We start from the raw sequence: 15544 nt of genomic DNA, 5'->3' as shown, positions 1-15544 counted from the left end.
GGTACTAAATAAAGATATTTATATTAAAGTGCTTGCCACACTCTTTAAGTGAACTATATGCTTTAAACTGTGCATAATCGCCATTTTGAGAAGCATCAAGTATCTCTTTAGCAGGAGTCAACATCTCTAAATCAAAAAGAGTAAATAGATAAGCTTCCATTGTTAATTCATTCTCATTACTTAATGTTTCAAAAAGCTTCATTCTTTGTTCAGGTAACATTGATTTTGATAGTTTTTTAGATGCTTCTATATACTCTTTTGATGAAAGCTTTAAATCTTTAAAAAGAGCAATTAAAGAGTCGTTTGAAATAACCAAAGTATTTACATCAGCATTTACTCTTGATAAAATCTCAAAAAGAGACTCTTTTGTAATTGCTTTTTTATACTTTTCAATCATATTGAGTGGTGCTTTTTTTACAAAATCAGTATAAACTTCTTTTTGTAAAGATATATCATATCTATTTTGAGAGCTTAAAATATCTTCAGCGCTAAGAACGCCCTTCTTATATCTGTTTCTATCATTTTGAATAACAAGTGCATTTGAAGATGAAAGCGAATGTTTTCTCAAATCAACAACTTCACCATTTTTAATACTGTTTATTAACGCAAGAACATCGTTTATCTTCTTATTTTCAACTTCAGCGTTAAGCTCTGCTGTTGGAAAGATAGTTGCATTATCAACCAAAGATCCTAAAAGTTTATATTTTTGTGTTTTAAATGAGTGAGAACGATTCTCTTTTCCAAGGTAAGCATCAACAATAGATTCAACCATTTTTTCATGATCTTTTTCATATTTACGAAGCTTCAGTATTCCCATAAGTGAATAAAAAAGCATATGAAGCAGACTTGCGATATATAAAATAATCATCGGTAAAACAACCAATATTGCAATCGATAGAGGAGGTAATACTAGTCCAAAAAGCTCAATACTTGCGCTGTCTTGTGTTATGAATGCGTAAACATACCACCCAACTACTACTATTAATATAAATGCTGCTACCGTATATTTTTTAAGATGCATAACTTTATTCCTTATTTAGATTTTTCTACTATTTCTCTACAATCAATGCAGTATATCGCATGAGGCTTAACTTTAAGTCGTTGAAAACCAATAGGATCTTCACACATTTCACATATGCCATAATCACCTGTTGAAATTTTTCCAAGCGTAACGTTTATCTCTTTTAGCTCTTGCTCTTGTTGATGAACAATTGCACTCTCAACCATTGAACTATTACCCACAGATGCATGATCGCCTTCATCATTTAACTCTAAAGAACTCAATTGAGTTAACTCTTCATTAACACCTTTAATATTTTTTATTATTTGTTCTTTTCTACTCTCAAGAATTTCTTTAAAATATTTTAACTCGCTCTCTTGCACTTATGTTCCTTGTTATTTATGATATGGATGATTACTTAAAATTGAAAAACCTCTATAAATCTGCTCAAGCAAAACTACTTTTGCAATTTTATGACTCATAGTAATATTCCCTAAACTTATGATAGAATGACCCTTTTTCAAGAACTCTTCTTCAAAGCCATAAGCACCGCCTATGAAAAATTTAATCGCAATTTTACCATCTAATAGCTTACTAAATTCATAACTATCGATTAATTTTCCATCTGGGTGCAATATAACATTAAAACTCTTAGCTATATGTGGCTCAAAAAGTTTTGAATAAGCCTCTTTTGAGGCCTCTGGTGAGATGGTGTGTGCTTTTGTTACATCTTTGTTAAAAAGTTCTACATCTTCTATCTTTGCAAAGCGAGAAATCATCTTCATAAGCTCTTTTGATAAAGGATCGTAAGTAGATTTCTCTCTTTTTGCAATTGATAAAATCTCTATATTCACTAAAGTAGTCCGCTTCCAATCACATGATAAGTGACGTGTACAAATTTATCACTCTCTCTAACTCCACCAATTGCAGCTACATAATGTTTTGATTGTGATGCAAGAGAGTCTAATTTTTCGCCAAGAACCGTTGTTACATCACTTTTTGTATCCGTATTTCTGTATGCGCCTAAACCAATATAGTTTAAATCCATCTTGTTTGCTTCTAAAATCTCTTTCTCATTGTGAGTTGAAATACCTAAAATCTTATCTTTTTTAATCACTTCTCTAATAATCTTAACTGCAACAAAAATATCTTCATCTATGGCTCTTAAATCTTCTTGCCCTACGTGAACGCCATCACAAAACTCTATGAGCTCATAAGCATCATTTACAATCAAAAAGCCATCATACATTTTTCTGATTTTTATCAGTTGTTGTTTTATAAATGTAATATCTGCATTTTTATTTCTGTATTGGATAATCTCTGCATTTTTTTCTTTAGCAATTGAGATAAAATCTTCAAGAGATAGACCTCTTTTATCTAAAAGGTCTTGATCACAAAGAGCATAAAGTCGCATTACGCAACTTTAAAAAGTGTTAGCATATCTGAGAGTGTTTTTTTAAGCTCATTTCTATTGACAATCATATCAATAGAGCCTTTTTCAAGTAAGAATTCTGCACGTTGGAAACCATCTGGTAAAGCTGAGCCAATTGTCTGCTCAATAACTCTCTGTCCAGCAAAGCCAACTAATGCTCCTGGTTCAGCTATAATAATATCTCCCAATGTTGCAAAAGAGGCACTAACTCCCCCCATAGTAGGGTCAGTTAAAACAGAGATATATAAAAGTTTATGTTGTGCTAGTTTTGCCAAAGCGGCTGAAGTTTTACTCATCTGAAGTAGAGAAAAAGTGCTCTCCTGCATTCTAGCTCCACCACTTGCACTAAGTATAATTAACCCTTGTCTCTTCTCAATAGCACGATCAACTGCACGAACAATTTTCTCACCTTCAACAGAACCAAGTGAACCGCCCATAAATGCAAAGTCAAATATAACTACTTGTGCACTTACTCCGTTCATTTTACACTCTCCGCTTACAACAGATGAGTTCTTTCCAGTTTTTGCGTATGCTTCTTCAAGTCTTTTTTTATAAGATATTTTATCTATAAAGTTTAGTGGATCAATAGGTTTTAAATTATCATCATACTCTACAAATGTACCATCATCTGCTAAGAGTTCTATTCTCTCTTTTACACCTATTCTGATGTGATAACCACATTTTGGACATACATGTTTTTGGTTTTCTACTTCTTTATAGTACATAAGCGACTGACATGATTTACACTTTACCCAGTGTGCTGGTGCTTCACTTTTAACAGGTTGGTTCTTATCTGTGTTTCTAGAAAAAATGCTAAGTAGATTCAAAAAGTATCCTTCAATATATAATGGCGGAAATTATATCAAAATAATACTTGTTTTCTGTAAAGTTTAAAAAATGAGGTGCTTCTATTTGTTACAAATTAGAGCAATTTTTTCTACATCTAACAAGACTAGATGTAGAAAAGTAACACTATTTTTTCAGAAGTACTTTTAGCATACTTCTTGCAGCTTCACGACCATCATAAGCAGCACTTACAACTAAATCTGCACCTCTATAACAATCACCACCTGCATAAATCCCAGCAGTGCTTGTTTCATGGGTATCTTCGTTAATAATAATCCCACCCCATTTATTTGTTTCTATTCCATTTTCTGCTAAAAATGATGGTACTTCTGGATCAAAACCTAAAGACATAATTACTACGTCTGCATTTACTCTATATTCGCTTCCTTTTATCTCTTCAATCTTCTGGCGTCCATTCTCATCTTTTGTACCTAAAGTTGTTTTTATCATCTCAATTGCTATTGCATTGCCTTTGTCATTCAAGACAATCTCTTTTGGTGATACAAAAAAAGTAAAATCAACACCCTCTTCCATCGCGTTTTTATACTCTTTTTGACTTCCTGGCATGTTGTGTGCATCACGACGGTATAGACATATTACGCTCTTTGCGCCTTCTCTCTTTGCAGTTCTAAGACAATCCATAGCAGTATCTCCGCCACCTACTACAACAACGTTTTTATCTTTAAAATCAAATTTTTTGTCATAATTAAGCTTAAAGTTTTTTTTCTGAATTGCAGTTAAATAGTCCATAGCTCTAAAAACATTTGGTGCTTTTTCTCCGTTAATAGAGGCTTTTTTAGCTTTTGTAGCACCTACTCCTATGAACATCGCATCATGCTTATTAGCTATCTCTTCAAAAGCAATATCTTTACCTACTTCGCACTCTAATACAAGCTCCATTCCAGCTTCTTTAAGATACTTTACACGGCGTTCTACTATCTTTTTATCAAGCTTAAAATTTGGGATTCCATAAGTTAAAAGCCCGCCCGCTCTATCACTTCTCTCATACATAGTTACAGCAACTCCAGAGCGCAAAAGATATGTTGCACACGAGAGTCCTGCTGGGCCACTTCCTATGATTGCTACTTTTTTATCAGTTGTAATTCCTGGAAAATCAGGTTTATACCCAGCCTTAAAGCCCTCTTCTGTAATATATGTTTCAACAGAGCCTATTGTTATAGCTCCATGTCCATCATTTAAAGTACAATCACCCTCACAAAGTCTGTCATGAGGACATACTCTTCCCATTACTTCAGGAAAAGGTGAAGGCTCATTTGAGAGTTTAAATGCAAACTCCAAATCTTTTTCACTTACAGCCTTTAGCCATTGAGGAACATAGTTATGCAGTGGGCATTTGTTCAAACAAAAAGGGTCTCCGCACTGGATACATCTCTCACTTTGAGTTGCCGCTTCATTACGGTCAAAAACTTCATAAATCTCGCCAAAATCTTTTGTTCTCTCAACGACTAATCTTTTTTTAGCTTCGATTCTTTCGATTGTTAAATACTCTTTCATGATTAATCTCCGATCTCTAAGTTCATAGGTAATTTAGTTAAATTTTTAGGTTTTACAAGCCAGAAGTTTCTTACTTCAACTCTAAAATTATCAAGAAGTTCTTTTGCTTTTTTACTTTGTGTCTCTGTAAAATAATCTTGTAAAAGTTTCTTTAGATAGTGTCTAGCTTCATCTCCATCATCAGTATCTATACGAACAGGCTCAACTAATTCACGATTTACATTCTCTATAAAAGTGTGATCAAAATCATATACAAAACTTATTCCGCCAGTCATTCCAGCACCAAAGTTTATACCAGTGCGTCCTAAAATAACAACAACACCGCCAGTCATATACTCACATGCGTTATCGCCAGTTCCCTCAACTATTGCTAGTGCACCTGAGTTACGAACTGCAAATCTCTCACCTACACTCCCAGAAATATAGAGTTTTCCACCTGTTGCTCCATAAAGACAAGTATTACCTCCAGCAGCAAACTCTTCACCTTGATTGAGAGAGTTGATAATTATTTTACCGCCATGCATACCTTTGCCAATATAATCATTTGCAACACCATTTAAGTATATAGATATTCCTGGAACTAAAAATGCGCCAAGTGCCTGACCTGATATTCCGCTAAGGTTTATGCGAATCGTATCACTTGCTAAGCCTTTATCTCCATAGTACTCTGCTATCTCACCACTAAGAAGTGCGCCAAAACTTCTATTTACGTTTGTAATCTCTCTTGTTATTCTAACTTTATTTTTAGGATGCTTGATTGAGCTCATAGCCTCATTTAAAACATTTTTTTCAAATGCGTTGTCATCAAATGTAGGATTAGAACTCTGCGTTGAGTGATTTACACCCTCTTCTTGATGAAGCACTGAACTAAAATCAAACTTTTTAGCAAAATCATTCTCTACAACTTTTAAAATATCACTTCTTCCAATCATCTCTTGCATAGTTTTAAATCCAAGTTGTGCCATGATAGAGCGAATATCTTCAGCTAAAAGTGTGAAGTAGTTTATAAGTTGATGAACATGCCCTTTAAAAAACTCTTGACGAAGCATCTCATTTTGTGTTGCGATACCAACTGTACACTTATTTACGTGGCAAATTCTAAGCATTTTACAGCCAACAATTGTTAAAACTCCTGTACCAAATGCGTAACTCTCAGCGCCTAGAAGTGCTGCTTTTATAACATCAAGACCTGTTTTTAATCCACCATCTGCTTGAAGTTCTACTAAACCTCTTAAGTTATTTGCTTTAAGTGCGTTATGTGCCTCGCTAAGCCCAAGTTCCCATGGATTTCCAGCAAATTTTATAGAAGTAAGCGGAGCCGCTCCAGTTCCGCCGTCACCGCCAGAGATAATAATTTTATCCGCATAAGCTTTTGCAACACCAGCTGCGATTGTCCCCACACCAATAGCTGAAACCAATTTTACAGCTACTTTTGCATTTGGGTTTACTTGTTTAACATCAAAAATCAGCTGCGCTAAATCCTCAATTGAGTAGATATCATGATGAGGAGGAGGCGAAATTAGTGTTACTCCAGGAACTGTATGACGCAGTTTTCCAATAAGAGGCGAAACCTTATGACCTGGAAGTTGACCACCTTCCCCAGGTTTTGCACCTTGTGCAACCTTTATCTGAATCTCTTCGGCACTTCTCAGATACGCGGCAGTTACACCAAATCGTCCACTTGCAACTTGCTTAATCTTTGAGTTTCTATCAGTTCCAAAACGTTCAGAGTCTTCCCCGCCCTCTCCTGAATTTGATTTAGCTCCTATTTGATTCATAGCCATAGCAATTGTCTCATGCGCTTCTGGAGAGATTGACCCCAAACTCATAGCAGCTGAAGCAAATCTCTTAAATATCTCCTCTTTTGGTTCAACTTCTGAAATATTAATAGCCGCTCTATCTGATTTAATATCAAAGAAATCACGAATAAATTTCAAACCCCTGCCATTTACTATATCTCTTAACTTATCATAATCTTTTTTTAAACCACTGTTTGCAGTTGCATGAATAGCATGGATTACTGATGGACCAAAATCATGATGTTCTGCTCCATTATAAAACTTATAATACCCACCAATATTTAGAGGGAAAATTCTATTAAATCCGCTATCTTCAAAAGCATCCTTATGATACTTTGCAATTCTCTCGTCTATATCGTCGTAACATAGTCCATTGAGTGCTGAATTTGAAGTTTCAAAACACTCTTTTACTATTTCACGACTTAGTCCCATTACATCAAAAAGACCTGCATTTCTATATGATGCAACTGTTGCGATTCCCATTTTGGACATTATTTTCAATATACCAGCATTTAAAGAGCTATGAACCGCCTTTAGAGCTGTATTACAGTCTATCTTAATTACATTTGATCTATTTGCATGTTCTACAACACTCTCTGCTAAAAGCTTTGGATGAATAGCATTAACACCATATCCAAGAAGAACTGCTGCACTATGAGAGTCATAAACTTCACCTGTTACTGCGACCATAGATGCTAAGTGACGAACTTTTGCCTTTAAAAGCGCAATATTTAAACGTCCAATTACCATAGCCATTGGTATAACTCTTTTTGTCTTACTAAACTCAAAATCATCTAAGATTATGATTCTTGTTCCCTCATTTTTAACAGAAGAGACAATAGTTTCAACTAAAGTATCAAGCGATTTTCTAAGCCCTGATTCATAAGCAGTTGAGAATGTTTTGTTACGATAAAAATCTTGATAACTTGGTGATTTTTTATCTCCAAATGATTTTAATATAACTAACTTTTCACTTGTAATAATTGGAGAGATAGACTTAAGGCGATGAGCATGGAAAGGAACTTCATCTAGTATATTGTGAACTTCTCCAAAGCCTGTATTTAGACTCATTACAACCTTTTCTCTAATTGGATCAATAGGAGGATTTGTTACTTGTGCAAACTTTTGTTTAAAAAAGTCACTAAAAGCTCTTTGTTTATTGGAAAATGCAGCTAGAGGAGTGTCATCACCCATAGATCCAACGGCTTCTTTACCCTCAAGCATCATAGGTTCTATGACTTGTTCTATCACTTCATGAGTAATGTTAAAATATCTCTGTCTTGCAATTAGCTCTTCTTTAGTATATTTTGGTTCCGACATATACTGATCTACAACATGTTCTTGAAGATAAATCATATGTTCATTCAACCACTTCATATATGGGTTTGAACTCTTTAAATAATCATTAATTTCACTATTTTTAAATATTTTTCCAAACTTTAAATCAAGCCCTATCATCTCGCCAGATTGTAGGCGACCTCTCTCTTTGATGTTTTCTGGTGCGATATCTACAACACCATATTCACTTGCTATTAAAAGCGTATCATCTTTTGTAATAACATATTTTGAAGGGCGAAGTCCATTTCTATCTAAAACACATCCTACATATCTTCCATCTGTAACAGAAAATGCAGCTGGACCATCCCATGCTTCAAAAACAGTAGAGTGAAATTCATAAAACGCACGAAGTTCTGGATCCATATGTGGAGCATTTTGCCAAGCAGCTGGAATAACTGCGCGAACTGCTTTGAAAAAATCCATACCATTTACAAGCAAAAATTCAAAAAAGTTATCTGCTGAAGCACTATCAGAAGATCTTGGTTGTAAAATAGGCAATATCCTCTGTATCTCTTCGCTTGTAAATACTTCACTTTTAATTGATTCTGATTTTATTTCAACATTAAAACGGTTTCCCTCTACAGAGTTGATTTCACCGTTGTGCGCAACAGCACGAAAAGGTTGAGCTAGTTTCCACTCTGGAAGTGTATTTGTTGAGAATCTTTGATGAAAGAGTGAAAAAGAGATTTTAAAACTCTCGTCTTGTAGATCCTTATAAAACTCTTTTATATGTGTAGGCATAACTAGCCCTTTATATGAAAGAACCTTTGAGCTCATAGAAGCTATATAAAAATTTCTATCATCTTCTAATTTATGCTCACTCTCTTTGCGAGAGAGATAAAGAAGTGCTTCAAATCTATTTGTAGCCATTATTGAATTTGGAGTTATATATAATTGAACGATATTTGGTAAAGTAGCAAGAGCTTGTTCTCCTAGAGCATTAATATCTATAGGAACATCTCTTCTTAGAACAACTTTTAAATCATTGTTTGTACAAACTTCTTCTACAATAGATAGGTTTTTAATATCTTTTGTAAAGATAGAAGCGATTGCAAACTGTGCTGGAAGTTCAATCCCGCTTTTCGAGGCCTCTTTGCGAAGAAACTCTTCAGGTAAGGAGAGAAGCAGTCCGCTTCCATCACCAGTTTTTCCATCAGCTGCAACAGCACCACGGTGCATCATTCTCTCTAACGCAGTTATCGCATCATCTAAAATTTTATGAGACGCCTTGTTTTTAATGTTTGCAACAAGACCAAATCCACAATTATCTTTAAATGATCTTAATAAATCATGATATTCAACCATACTAACTCCTAAATCTTGCTTTTTTTGTAATTTTCTACAAATTTAATCTCTTTTTAAAGAAACTTGTTCTATTTAGAGATAAGAGTTGCATTATACAATCTAAAGGTTTAAAAAATTATAATAACAGAATGATTTTTTGATAAAAATATAAATTTGAGTAAAAAAGAAGCGAAACTATGCAGGGGTTTATTCTAGCGTTAAATAGGGTCAAAGATGAAAATCTTATTGTCACAATCTTATCAAGAGAGAGCTTAGATACTCTTTATAGATTCTATGGCGCTAGACATGGCGTAATAAATATGGGCTTTAAAATAGACTATGAAAAAGAGCCATCTTCTAAAGCAACAATACATAGATTAAAAGATGTTATTCATATAGGCTTTAAATGGATAAATGATTATAAACTGCTAAAACTTTGGCAAGATTTTTGCGCTCTTTTTTATAAGCACTTAAAAGATGCTGAGCAACTTGACTCATTCTATTTTGAGCTGTTAGAAAATGCTTCACAAAACTGGAACAGACAAAACCCAAAGAGAGTAGCAATTGAGTCATATGTAAAATTACTTGAACATGAAGGTAGGCTACATAAAGAGTTTGAGTGTTTTTTATGTTCTGGACATATTGACGAGGATGAAATTTCACTGCTACGTGCTTATTTACCAACACACAAAAGCTGTGCTCATACACACGCAATAAAGAAAAGCGCAATAAATGAACTTTTTGAGAATCACTCTGCTCTTTTTTTAAGTGATAATGATGTTGATATGCTATGGCATACACTTTTAGAAGGGCTTTTAAGCTAAATAAAAATATTGTTATGTTAAACTAAAATTCTATAATTTAAATATGGAGTTATTAAATGTTATCTACTATTAAATCTCGTATTCTAATCACTATCTTACTCTTTGGCGCACTCTCTGTTGGCTTGATGTATGCATATATATCTTACACCTTCAATGACTTTTCAAACAAAACTGCAAATAAGTCTCTTGATATGCTAAGCCAATCAATATTTCAGACTGTTACGCAAAGTATGTTAGCAGGAGACCCAAAAGTTGTTCAAAATACTATACAACAAGCAAAAAAAATTCATGGAATTGAGTCGCTCGATGTTTCAAAATCAGAGCTAACTCTTGAGCTTTATTCTTCAGAGAATGAAACATTTACAAATGATATGATGGTAAAAGAGGTTTTAACTACTAAAAAGCCAAAAACTATTGAAAAGGCAAGTGACTCTCACCACACTATACAGCTATTAAGCCCTATGATAGCAGAACAAAACTGTATTGCATGTCATGCAAATGCAAATGAGGGAGATGTTCTTGGGGTTATGAATCTTGTAGTATCTCTTGACGCAAATGATAAAGATATTGAAGGCACAAAAAATATTTTGCTTATAACGCTTAGTACCGTTTTTCTTATATTTATACTAATTATAAATACTTTTTTTAAAAAAGAGGTAATCGCCCCAATTGATGAGCTAAGAAAAAGAATAAGAGAGCTTGTTGATGGTGATAGAGATTTAACTAGACGTATTGAAGTTTTACGCAAAAATGAGTTTGCGGCTTCTGCTTATGCCGTAAATGATTTTGTTAAAACTGTTCAAGAGACTGTAAATGAAGTTAAAAATTTAGGTCATCAAAATGTATCTATTGCAGACAAAATAACAAAATCTTCATCTTCCATATTTACAACTATACAAGAAGAAAGTGCTATCGTTTTAGAGACTACACATAAAAGCAAATCTATCAAAGAAATCTTAGATAACTCTATATTAGTTGCTAGAGAGACTCAGGAAAAGGTTGCAAAAGCAGATAAAAATCTGGAGTCTTCAAGAGAGGCACTTAGTGAACTAGTACATGAAGTAGATACGTTTATAGAGATAGAAAATGACTTATCTCTTAAATTACTTGGTTTAAAACAAGATGCTGATCAAGTTAAGAGCGTTTTACTTGTAATTAAAGATATAGCTGAGCAGACTAATCTTTTAGCTCTTAATGCTGCCATTGAAGCAGCTCGTGCTGGTGAGCATGGCAGAGGGTTTGCCGTTGTCGCTGATGAAGTACGTAAACTTGCAGAGAGAACTCAAAAGTCGCTCTCAGAGATAGAGATAAGTGTGAGCACAATTGTTCAATCAATCAATGATGTTAGTGATAAGATGCATGAAAATGCAAAAGGGATGGAAAAGCTTACAAATATATCTCAAGATGTGGAAGAAAAGATTAATGATACATCTTATGAGATGAAAAACTCTCTAGATGTTGCAAAACGTTCAGTACAAGACTCTGAGATAATAGTAAAACATACAGATGAGATAATTAAAAAAATCAATGAGATAAGTAATCACTCATCATTAAACAAAGAGAGAGTTATAGATATTACAGAAGAGTCAAAACGTCTCTTAGAAGTTGCAAACTCTCTTGAATCAAGAATAAACGAGTTTAAAAGCTAAGAGGCCTTAAGCCTTTTTAGCTACAAGCGATGCAACTTTAGTTCTCTCGCCTCTTAGATTAGTATCAATCTTCTCTTCATAATAAATTACATCAAGCCCTATAAACGAGTGCAATAGCTCATTTTTTCTAAGAAGATAATCAAGGTTAGTTGTTGGCATATTAAAGTCACCATGAGCCACTATAAACGTCTCAAACACTAACAATCCACCACTCTTGAGTGAATCTTTCATTTGAGAAACAAGACGGCGGTTTAGATAGTTTACATTTACAATCAAATCATATTTGTTTGGGGTTAAATTGTATTTATCTAAATCAGTATCTATCTTTTTTATCATTGAACTGTTTTTTACAGCTTTAAGAGCATAATCAGATATATCAACAGCGTCAACATTAAAACCTTTATCAGCTAAATAATGTGTGTTCCTGCCTGTTCCACATGCCACATCTATCGCTTGTCCAACTTTTGCATGTTCAATATATTGCTCAAGTAGTGGAGATACACTCTGAGGCATAGGATTTTCTAAATATCTCTCGTTCCATCTAGCTTTATCTTCTTGCATATATTTTTCCTTTTATGATAGTCTATTTCTATAATCTTGATATCCAAACTCTTTGATAACATCAAGAGTTTTATCCTCTCTTAGTATAACCAATGAGGGTAACTTTATACCGTTGAATGTCGTGTTTTTTACAAAAGTGTAATGAATTTGATCTTCAAATATAACTTTATCGCCTACTTGCAACGGCTCATCAAAAGAGTAATCACCCATAATATCTCCTGCTAAACAGGTATTTCCACCAAAACGGTATCTATATTTTTTCTCTCCAGCCTCACCGCTTCCTCTAACCATAGCTCGATATGGCATTGCTAAAGTATCTGGCATGTGAGCCTCTGCTGAAGTGTCTAAAATAGCTATATCCATGCCGTTGTGAACAATATCCAAAACAGTGCTTACTAAAACTCCTGTTTGCCACCCAACTGCTTCCCCAGGTTCCAAATAGACATCGACACCATATTTGGCTCTAAAATTTTTTATTAAATTTATAAGCTTCTCTACGTCATAACCTTTTTTTGTTATGTGGTGTCCACCGCCAAAGTTTATATATTTCATACCTTTAAAATATTTAGAAAACTTCTCTTCAAAAGCTACTAAAACATCTTCTAAGGCATCAACATCTTGCTCACAAAGTGCATGGAAGTTAAGCCCATCGATATGCTCTAAAACTCTCTCATCAAAATTTGCCAAAGTTGTCCCAAGTCGGCTATAGATTCCACAAGGATTGTATATATCTTTTGGAGATGATGACTGCTCTGGATTTATTCTAAGTGATAGGCTGATTTTAGGATTTATCTCCTTGACTCGCTTTGAGTATTTAAAGAGTTGAGATGGCGAGTTAAATACTATATGGTCAGATATTTTAGCTATCTCATCTATCTCTTCATCTTTGAAAGCTGGAGAGTACGTATGAACTTCAAGATTTTTATCATCTTGTGCAAACTCTTCTCTAGCTAAAAGTGCTTCATGTAGTCCGCTCGATGTGCAACCTTTTAAGTACTGTTTTACAAGAGGAAAGGTACTCCACATTGCAAAGCCTTTAAGCGCCAAAATAACTTTAGCCCCACTCTCTTGTTGCACATAATTTAGTATTTTTAAGTTGTTTCTTAAAAGGGACTCATCACACATGTAATATGGTGTTTTTAACTCTTCTATTTTTTTCATATCTCTACACTTTTTATGTTTTTTTTATAAGTCTATTTACTAAAATTTGATTATATTTTTCTTTGATTCTAAGCGCAATCTTTTTAAAGTGTTCTCTATCTAGTCCCATGTTATCAACTATTTCACACGCCTCTTCAATAGAATCTGGCGTCAAAATATGTTTTGTATTTATAGCCACTCTGACTGCATCAAGTGAGTCAATATATGATTTTACTTTTGGGCTTGGATCTGTTTCAAAATCAAGGCCTTTTAAGATTTCAACATAAAGAGGCTCTAGCTTCCAATACTCAAAGAGTGTTGCCGTTAGATAGTAAGTTGTAGTTCCAAGCAAACTATGCTCAAATTCAGCAACATTTTTTGTCTTTTTGTATCCATTTGAAAACTGTTTTATATAACTACTCTTCATTACCTCTTTTGAGAGGACAAGCTTTCCAGTCTCCATAATAAGTGCCAATGGAGCCATAAATTGGGCATGTCTTACATCGACTTTCGAATACCACTGCATCATAAGCGTACTTTGAAGATGACAAATATCATTAAATTTTTTATTATCTACTCCAAATATCTCAGTATCAGCTTTGAGTTGTTCTGCTATTGCATACTTTAAAACCAAACCATAAACTTCATCCGTACCAAAGAGGGTCACCGCTTGTGCGACTGAAGCTATTTTTCTTGAAAATTTATATACTGGCGCATTAATCATCTTTAAGATATTTGCGGTTAATGCCGCATCATCTTCTATCACTTTTACAAGTCTTATAATATCAATATTTTGAGAGCCACAGTTGTATATCTGCTGTATCATAAACGGTGTGTTTGAGAGTGGAGGCAGAGACTCAATATCTGATATTATATGCTTAAAAGTCATCTAAATTTCTAGCTCTTTAACTTGCCAAGGCAGTCCACTTATGTTCATCTCATCCATAAACGGGTCTGGATTCATCTGTTCCATATTGAACACGCCAACCCCGCTCCAGACACCCTTCAACATAAGTTTTGCACCAATCATAGCGGGAACGCCTGTTGTGTATGATACACCTTGTGAGTTTGTCTCAGCAAAGCAATCTTCATGCTCTTTTACTTGGTAGATATAGATTTTTCTCTTTTTGCCATCTTTTAAGCCCTCTGCAACAATACCTATATTTGTTTTACCTTTTGTACGAGCACCAAGAGATGCAGGGTCTGGCAGAAGTGTCTTTAAGAACTCAATAGGAGTTATCATCATCCCTTTATGCTCAACGGGCTCGATTCCTAACATTCCGACATTTTGAAGAACTTCCATATGTTTTATATAACTCTGTCCAAATGTCATAAAAAATCTGATTCTCTTTAGACCTTTTATATTTTGAACAAGGGATTCCATCTCTTCATGGTAGAGAAGATAACTATCCTTTGGACCAACTTCAGGATAATCCCAAACCTGCATAATTTCAAGAGGCTTTGTCTCTATCCACTCTCCATTTTCCCAATATCTGCCATTTGCGCTAACTTCTCTTAGGTTTATTTCTGGATTAAAGTTCGTTGCAAAAGCGTACCCGTGATCCCCTGCATTACAGTCCAAAATATCAATAGTATGAATCTCATCAAAGTAGTGTTTTTGAGCATAAGCACAAAATACGTTTGTTGCCCCTGGGTCAAATCCGCTTCCCAAAAGTCCCATGATTCCAGCTTCTTTAAACTTCTCATCTCTTGCCCATTGAAGTTTATACTCAAACTTAGCCTCATCTGGATGTTCGTAATTTGCAGTATCTAAATATGGTGTTTTAGTAGCGATACAAGCATCCATAATAGTTAAATCTTGGTATGGAAGAGCAACATTTATAACAATGCTTGGCTTACATGAGTTTATAAGTTTTATAACTTCTTCTGTACTATCAGCATCTACTGAAGCTACCTCAATATCTGCGTTTGGCAACTCATCTTTTATGTCTTGACACTTTTTAAGTGTTCTACTTGCCAAAACTATTTTGCCAAAAACATCCGCATTTTGTACACATTTATATACAACTACACGACTTACTCCACCTGCACCAATTATCAATGTTGTTCTCAAATCTATATCCTTTTTTACTAATATCACGTCAATCAGAACTCGTCCCGACTGACTACGCTAACCGCTATGGCACTAAAGCTTG

13 protein-coding genes are annotated in these 15544 nt (G+C 34.4%); 2 read left to right on the top strand and 11 right to left on the bottom strand.

The window, feature by feature from the left end; genetic code table 11:
- Nucleotides 1-4: 4 nt before the first annotated feature.
- The 7 genes from AC6H33_RS05560 to gltB form a co-directional block, all read right to left on the bottom strand.
- Nucleotides 5-1021, bottom strand: coding sequence for a hypothetical protein (locus tag AC6H33_RS05560; RefSeq protein WP_497605964.1), 1017 nt, complete (start codon nucleotides 1019-1021; stop codon nucleotides 5-7).
- 11 nt (nucleotides 1022-1032) lie between these two features.
- Nucleotides 1033-1383: an RNA polymerase-binding protein DksA gene (gene dksA / locus AC6H33_RS05555; RefSeq protein WP_497605963.1), complete on the bottom strand. Its 351-nt coding sequence runs from the start codon at nucleotides 1381-1383 to the stop codon at nucleotides 1033-1035.
- 12 nt (nucleotides 1384-1395) lie between these two features.
- The gene (locus tag AC6H33_RS05550; protein WP_497605962.1) at nucleotides 1396-1854 is read right to left on the bottom strand and encodes a 23S rRNA (pseudouridine(1915)-N(3))-methyltransferase RlmH; all 459 of its coding nucleotides are present in this window, start codon (nucleotides 1852-1854) and stop codon (nucleotides 1396-1398) included.
- The gene (locus tag AC6H33_RS05545; RefSeq protein WP_497605961.1) at nucleotides 1854-2414 is read right to left on the bottom strand and encodes a thiamine phosphate synthase; all 561 of its coding nucleotides are present in this window, start codon (nucleotides 2412-2414) and stop codon (nucleotides 1854-1856) included. Before AC6H33_RS05545 ends, AC6H33_RS05550 begins: the two co-directional genes overlap by 1 nt.
- On the bottom strand, nucleotides 2414-3259 hold the full coding sequence (gene accD, locus AC6H33_RS05540; RefSeq protein ID WP_497605960.1) for an acetyl-CoA carboxylase, carboxyltransferase subunit beta: 846 nt from the start codon (nucleotides 3257-3259) through the stop codon (nucleotides 2414-2416). The genes AC6H33_RS05545 and accD overlap by 1 nt, the downstream gene beginning before the upstream one ends.
- A gap of 145 nt (nucleotides 3260-3404) precedes the next feature.
- Nucleotides 3405-4793 (bottom strand): glutamate synthase subunit beta, encoded by a 1389-nt coding sequence (locus AC6H33_RS05535; RefSeq protein ID WP_497605959.1) that lies wholly within the window; start codon nucleotides 4791-4793, stop codon nucleotides 3405-3407.
- A 2-nt stretch (nucleotides 4794-4795) separates the two neighbouring features.
- The gene (gene gltB / locus AC6H33_RS05530; RefSeq protein WP_497605958.1) at nucleotides 4796-9235 is read right to left on the bottom strand and encodes a glutamate synthase large subunit; all 4440 of its coding nucleotides are present in this window, start codon (nucleotides 9233-9235) and stop codon (nucleotides 4796-4798) included.
- Between the two features lie 176 nt (nucleotides 9236-9411).
- Between gltB and recO the strand changes: the two genes are divergently transcribed.
- Both recO and AC6H33_RS05520 read left to right on the top strand, forming a co-directional pair.
- Entirely contained in the window at nucleotides 9412-10038 is a 627-nt protein-coding gene (gene recO, locus AC6H33_RS05525; RefSeq protein WP_497605957.1) for a recombination protein RecO, read from the top strand.
- Between the two features lie 56 nt (nucleotides 10039-10094).
- Nucleotides 10095-11687, top strand: a complete 1593-nt coding sequence (locus AC6H33_RS05520; RefSeq protein WP_497605956.1) for a methyl-accepting chemotaxis protein — start codon at nucleotides 10095-10097, stop codon at nucleotides 11685-11687.
- A gap of 6 nt (nucleotides 11688-11693) precedes the next feature.
- On the opposite strand, the gene AC6H33_RS05515 is transcribed toward AC6H33_RS05520, so the two are convergent.
- From AC6H33_RS05515 to AC6H33_RS05500, 4 genes are read right to left on the bottom strand one after another with little or no spacing between them, the layout of a single operon-like run.
- On the bottom strand, nucleotides 11694-12248 hold the full coding sequence (locus AC6H33_RS05515) for a class I SAM-dependent methyltransferase (RefSeq protein ID WP_497605955.1): 555 nt from the start codon (nucleotides 12246-12248) through the stop codon (nucleotides 11694-11696).
- A 12-nt stretch (nucleotides 12249-12260) separates the two neighbouring features.
- Complete coding sequence (nspC, locus tag AC6H33_RS05510; RefSeq protein WP_497605954.1) at nucleotides 12261-13409, bottom strand: carboxynorspermidine decarboxylase; 1149 nt, start codon at nucleotides 13407-13409, stop codon at nucleotides 12261-12263.
- Nucleotides 13410-13422: 13 nt separating this feature from the next.
- Nucleotides 13423-14277: an HDOD domain-containing protein gene (locus AC6H33_RS05505; RefSeq protein ID WP_497605953.1), complete on the bottom strand. Its 855-nt coding sequence runs from the start codon at nucleotides 14275-14277 to the stop codon at nucleotides 13423-13425.
- Nucleotides 14278-15462 (bottom strand): saccharopine dehydrogenase family protein, encoded by a 1185-nt coding sequence (locus tag AC6H33_RS05500; protein WP_497605952.1) that lies wholly within the window; start codon nucleotides 15460-15462, stop codon nucleotides 14278-14280.
- Nucleotides 15463-15544 lie beyond the last annotated feature (82 nt).

This window comes from Sulfurimonas limnophila, from assembly GCF_059705345.1.
Note: the sequence above shows the minus strand (reverse complement) of the source record. Positions and strands in the feature narration are given on the sequence as shown.

What these genes read in the sequence shown, in the direction of transcription:
- AC6H33_RS05560 (WP_497605964.1), bottom strand. Translation starts at nt 1,021, where the DNA reads ATGCATCTTAAAAAATATACGGTAGCAGCATTTATATTAATAGTAGTA.
- AC6H33_RS05545 (WP_497605961.1), bottom strand. Translation starts at nt 2,414, where the DNA reads ATGCGACTTTATGCTCTTTGTGATCAAGACCTTTTAGATAAAAGAGGT.
- AC6H33_RS05535 (WP_497605959.1), bottom strand. Translation starts at nt 4,793, where the DNA reads ATGAAAGAGTATTTAACAATCGAAAGAATCGAAGCTAAAAAAAGATTA.
- gltB (WP_497605958.1), bottom strand. Translation starts at nt 9,235, where the DNA reads ATGGTTGAATATCATGATTTATTAAGATCATTTAAAGATAATTGTGGA.
- recO (WP_497605957.1), top strand. Translation starts at nt 9,412, where the DNA reads ATGCAGGGGTTTATTCTAGCGTTAAATAGGGTCAAAGATGAAAATCTT.
- AC6H33_RS05520 (WP_497605956.1), top strand. Translation starts at nt 10,095, where the DNA reads ATGTTATCTACTATTAAATCTCGTATTCTAATCACTATCTTACTCTTT.
- AC6H33_RS05515 (WP_497605955.1), bottom strand. Translation starts at nt 12,248, where the DNA reads ATGCAAGAAGATAAAGCTAGATGGAACGAGAGATATTTAGAAAATCCT.
- nspC (WP_497605954.1), bottom strand. Translation starts at nt 13,409, where the DNA reads ATGAAAAAAATAGAAGAGTTAAAAACACCATATTACATGTGTGATGAG.
- AC6H33_RS05505 (WP_497605953.1), bottom strand. Translation starts at nt 14,277, where the DNA reads ATGACTTTTAAGCATATAATATCAGATATTGAGTCTCTGCCTCCACTC.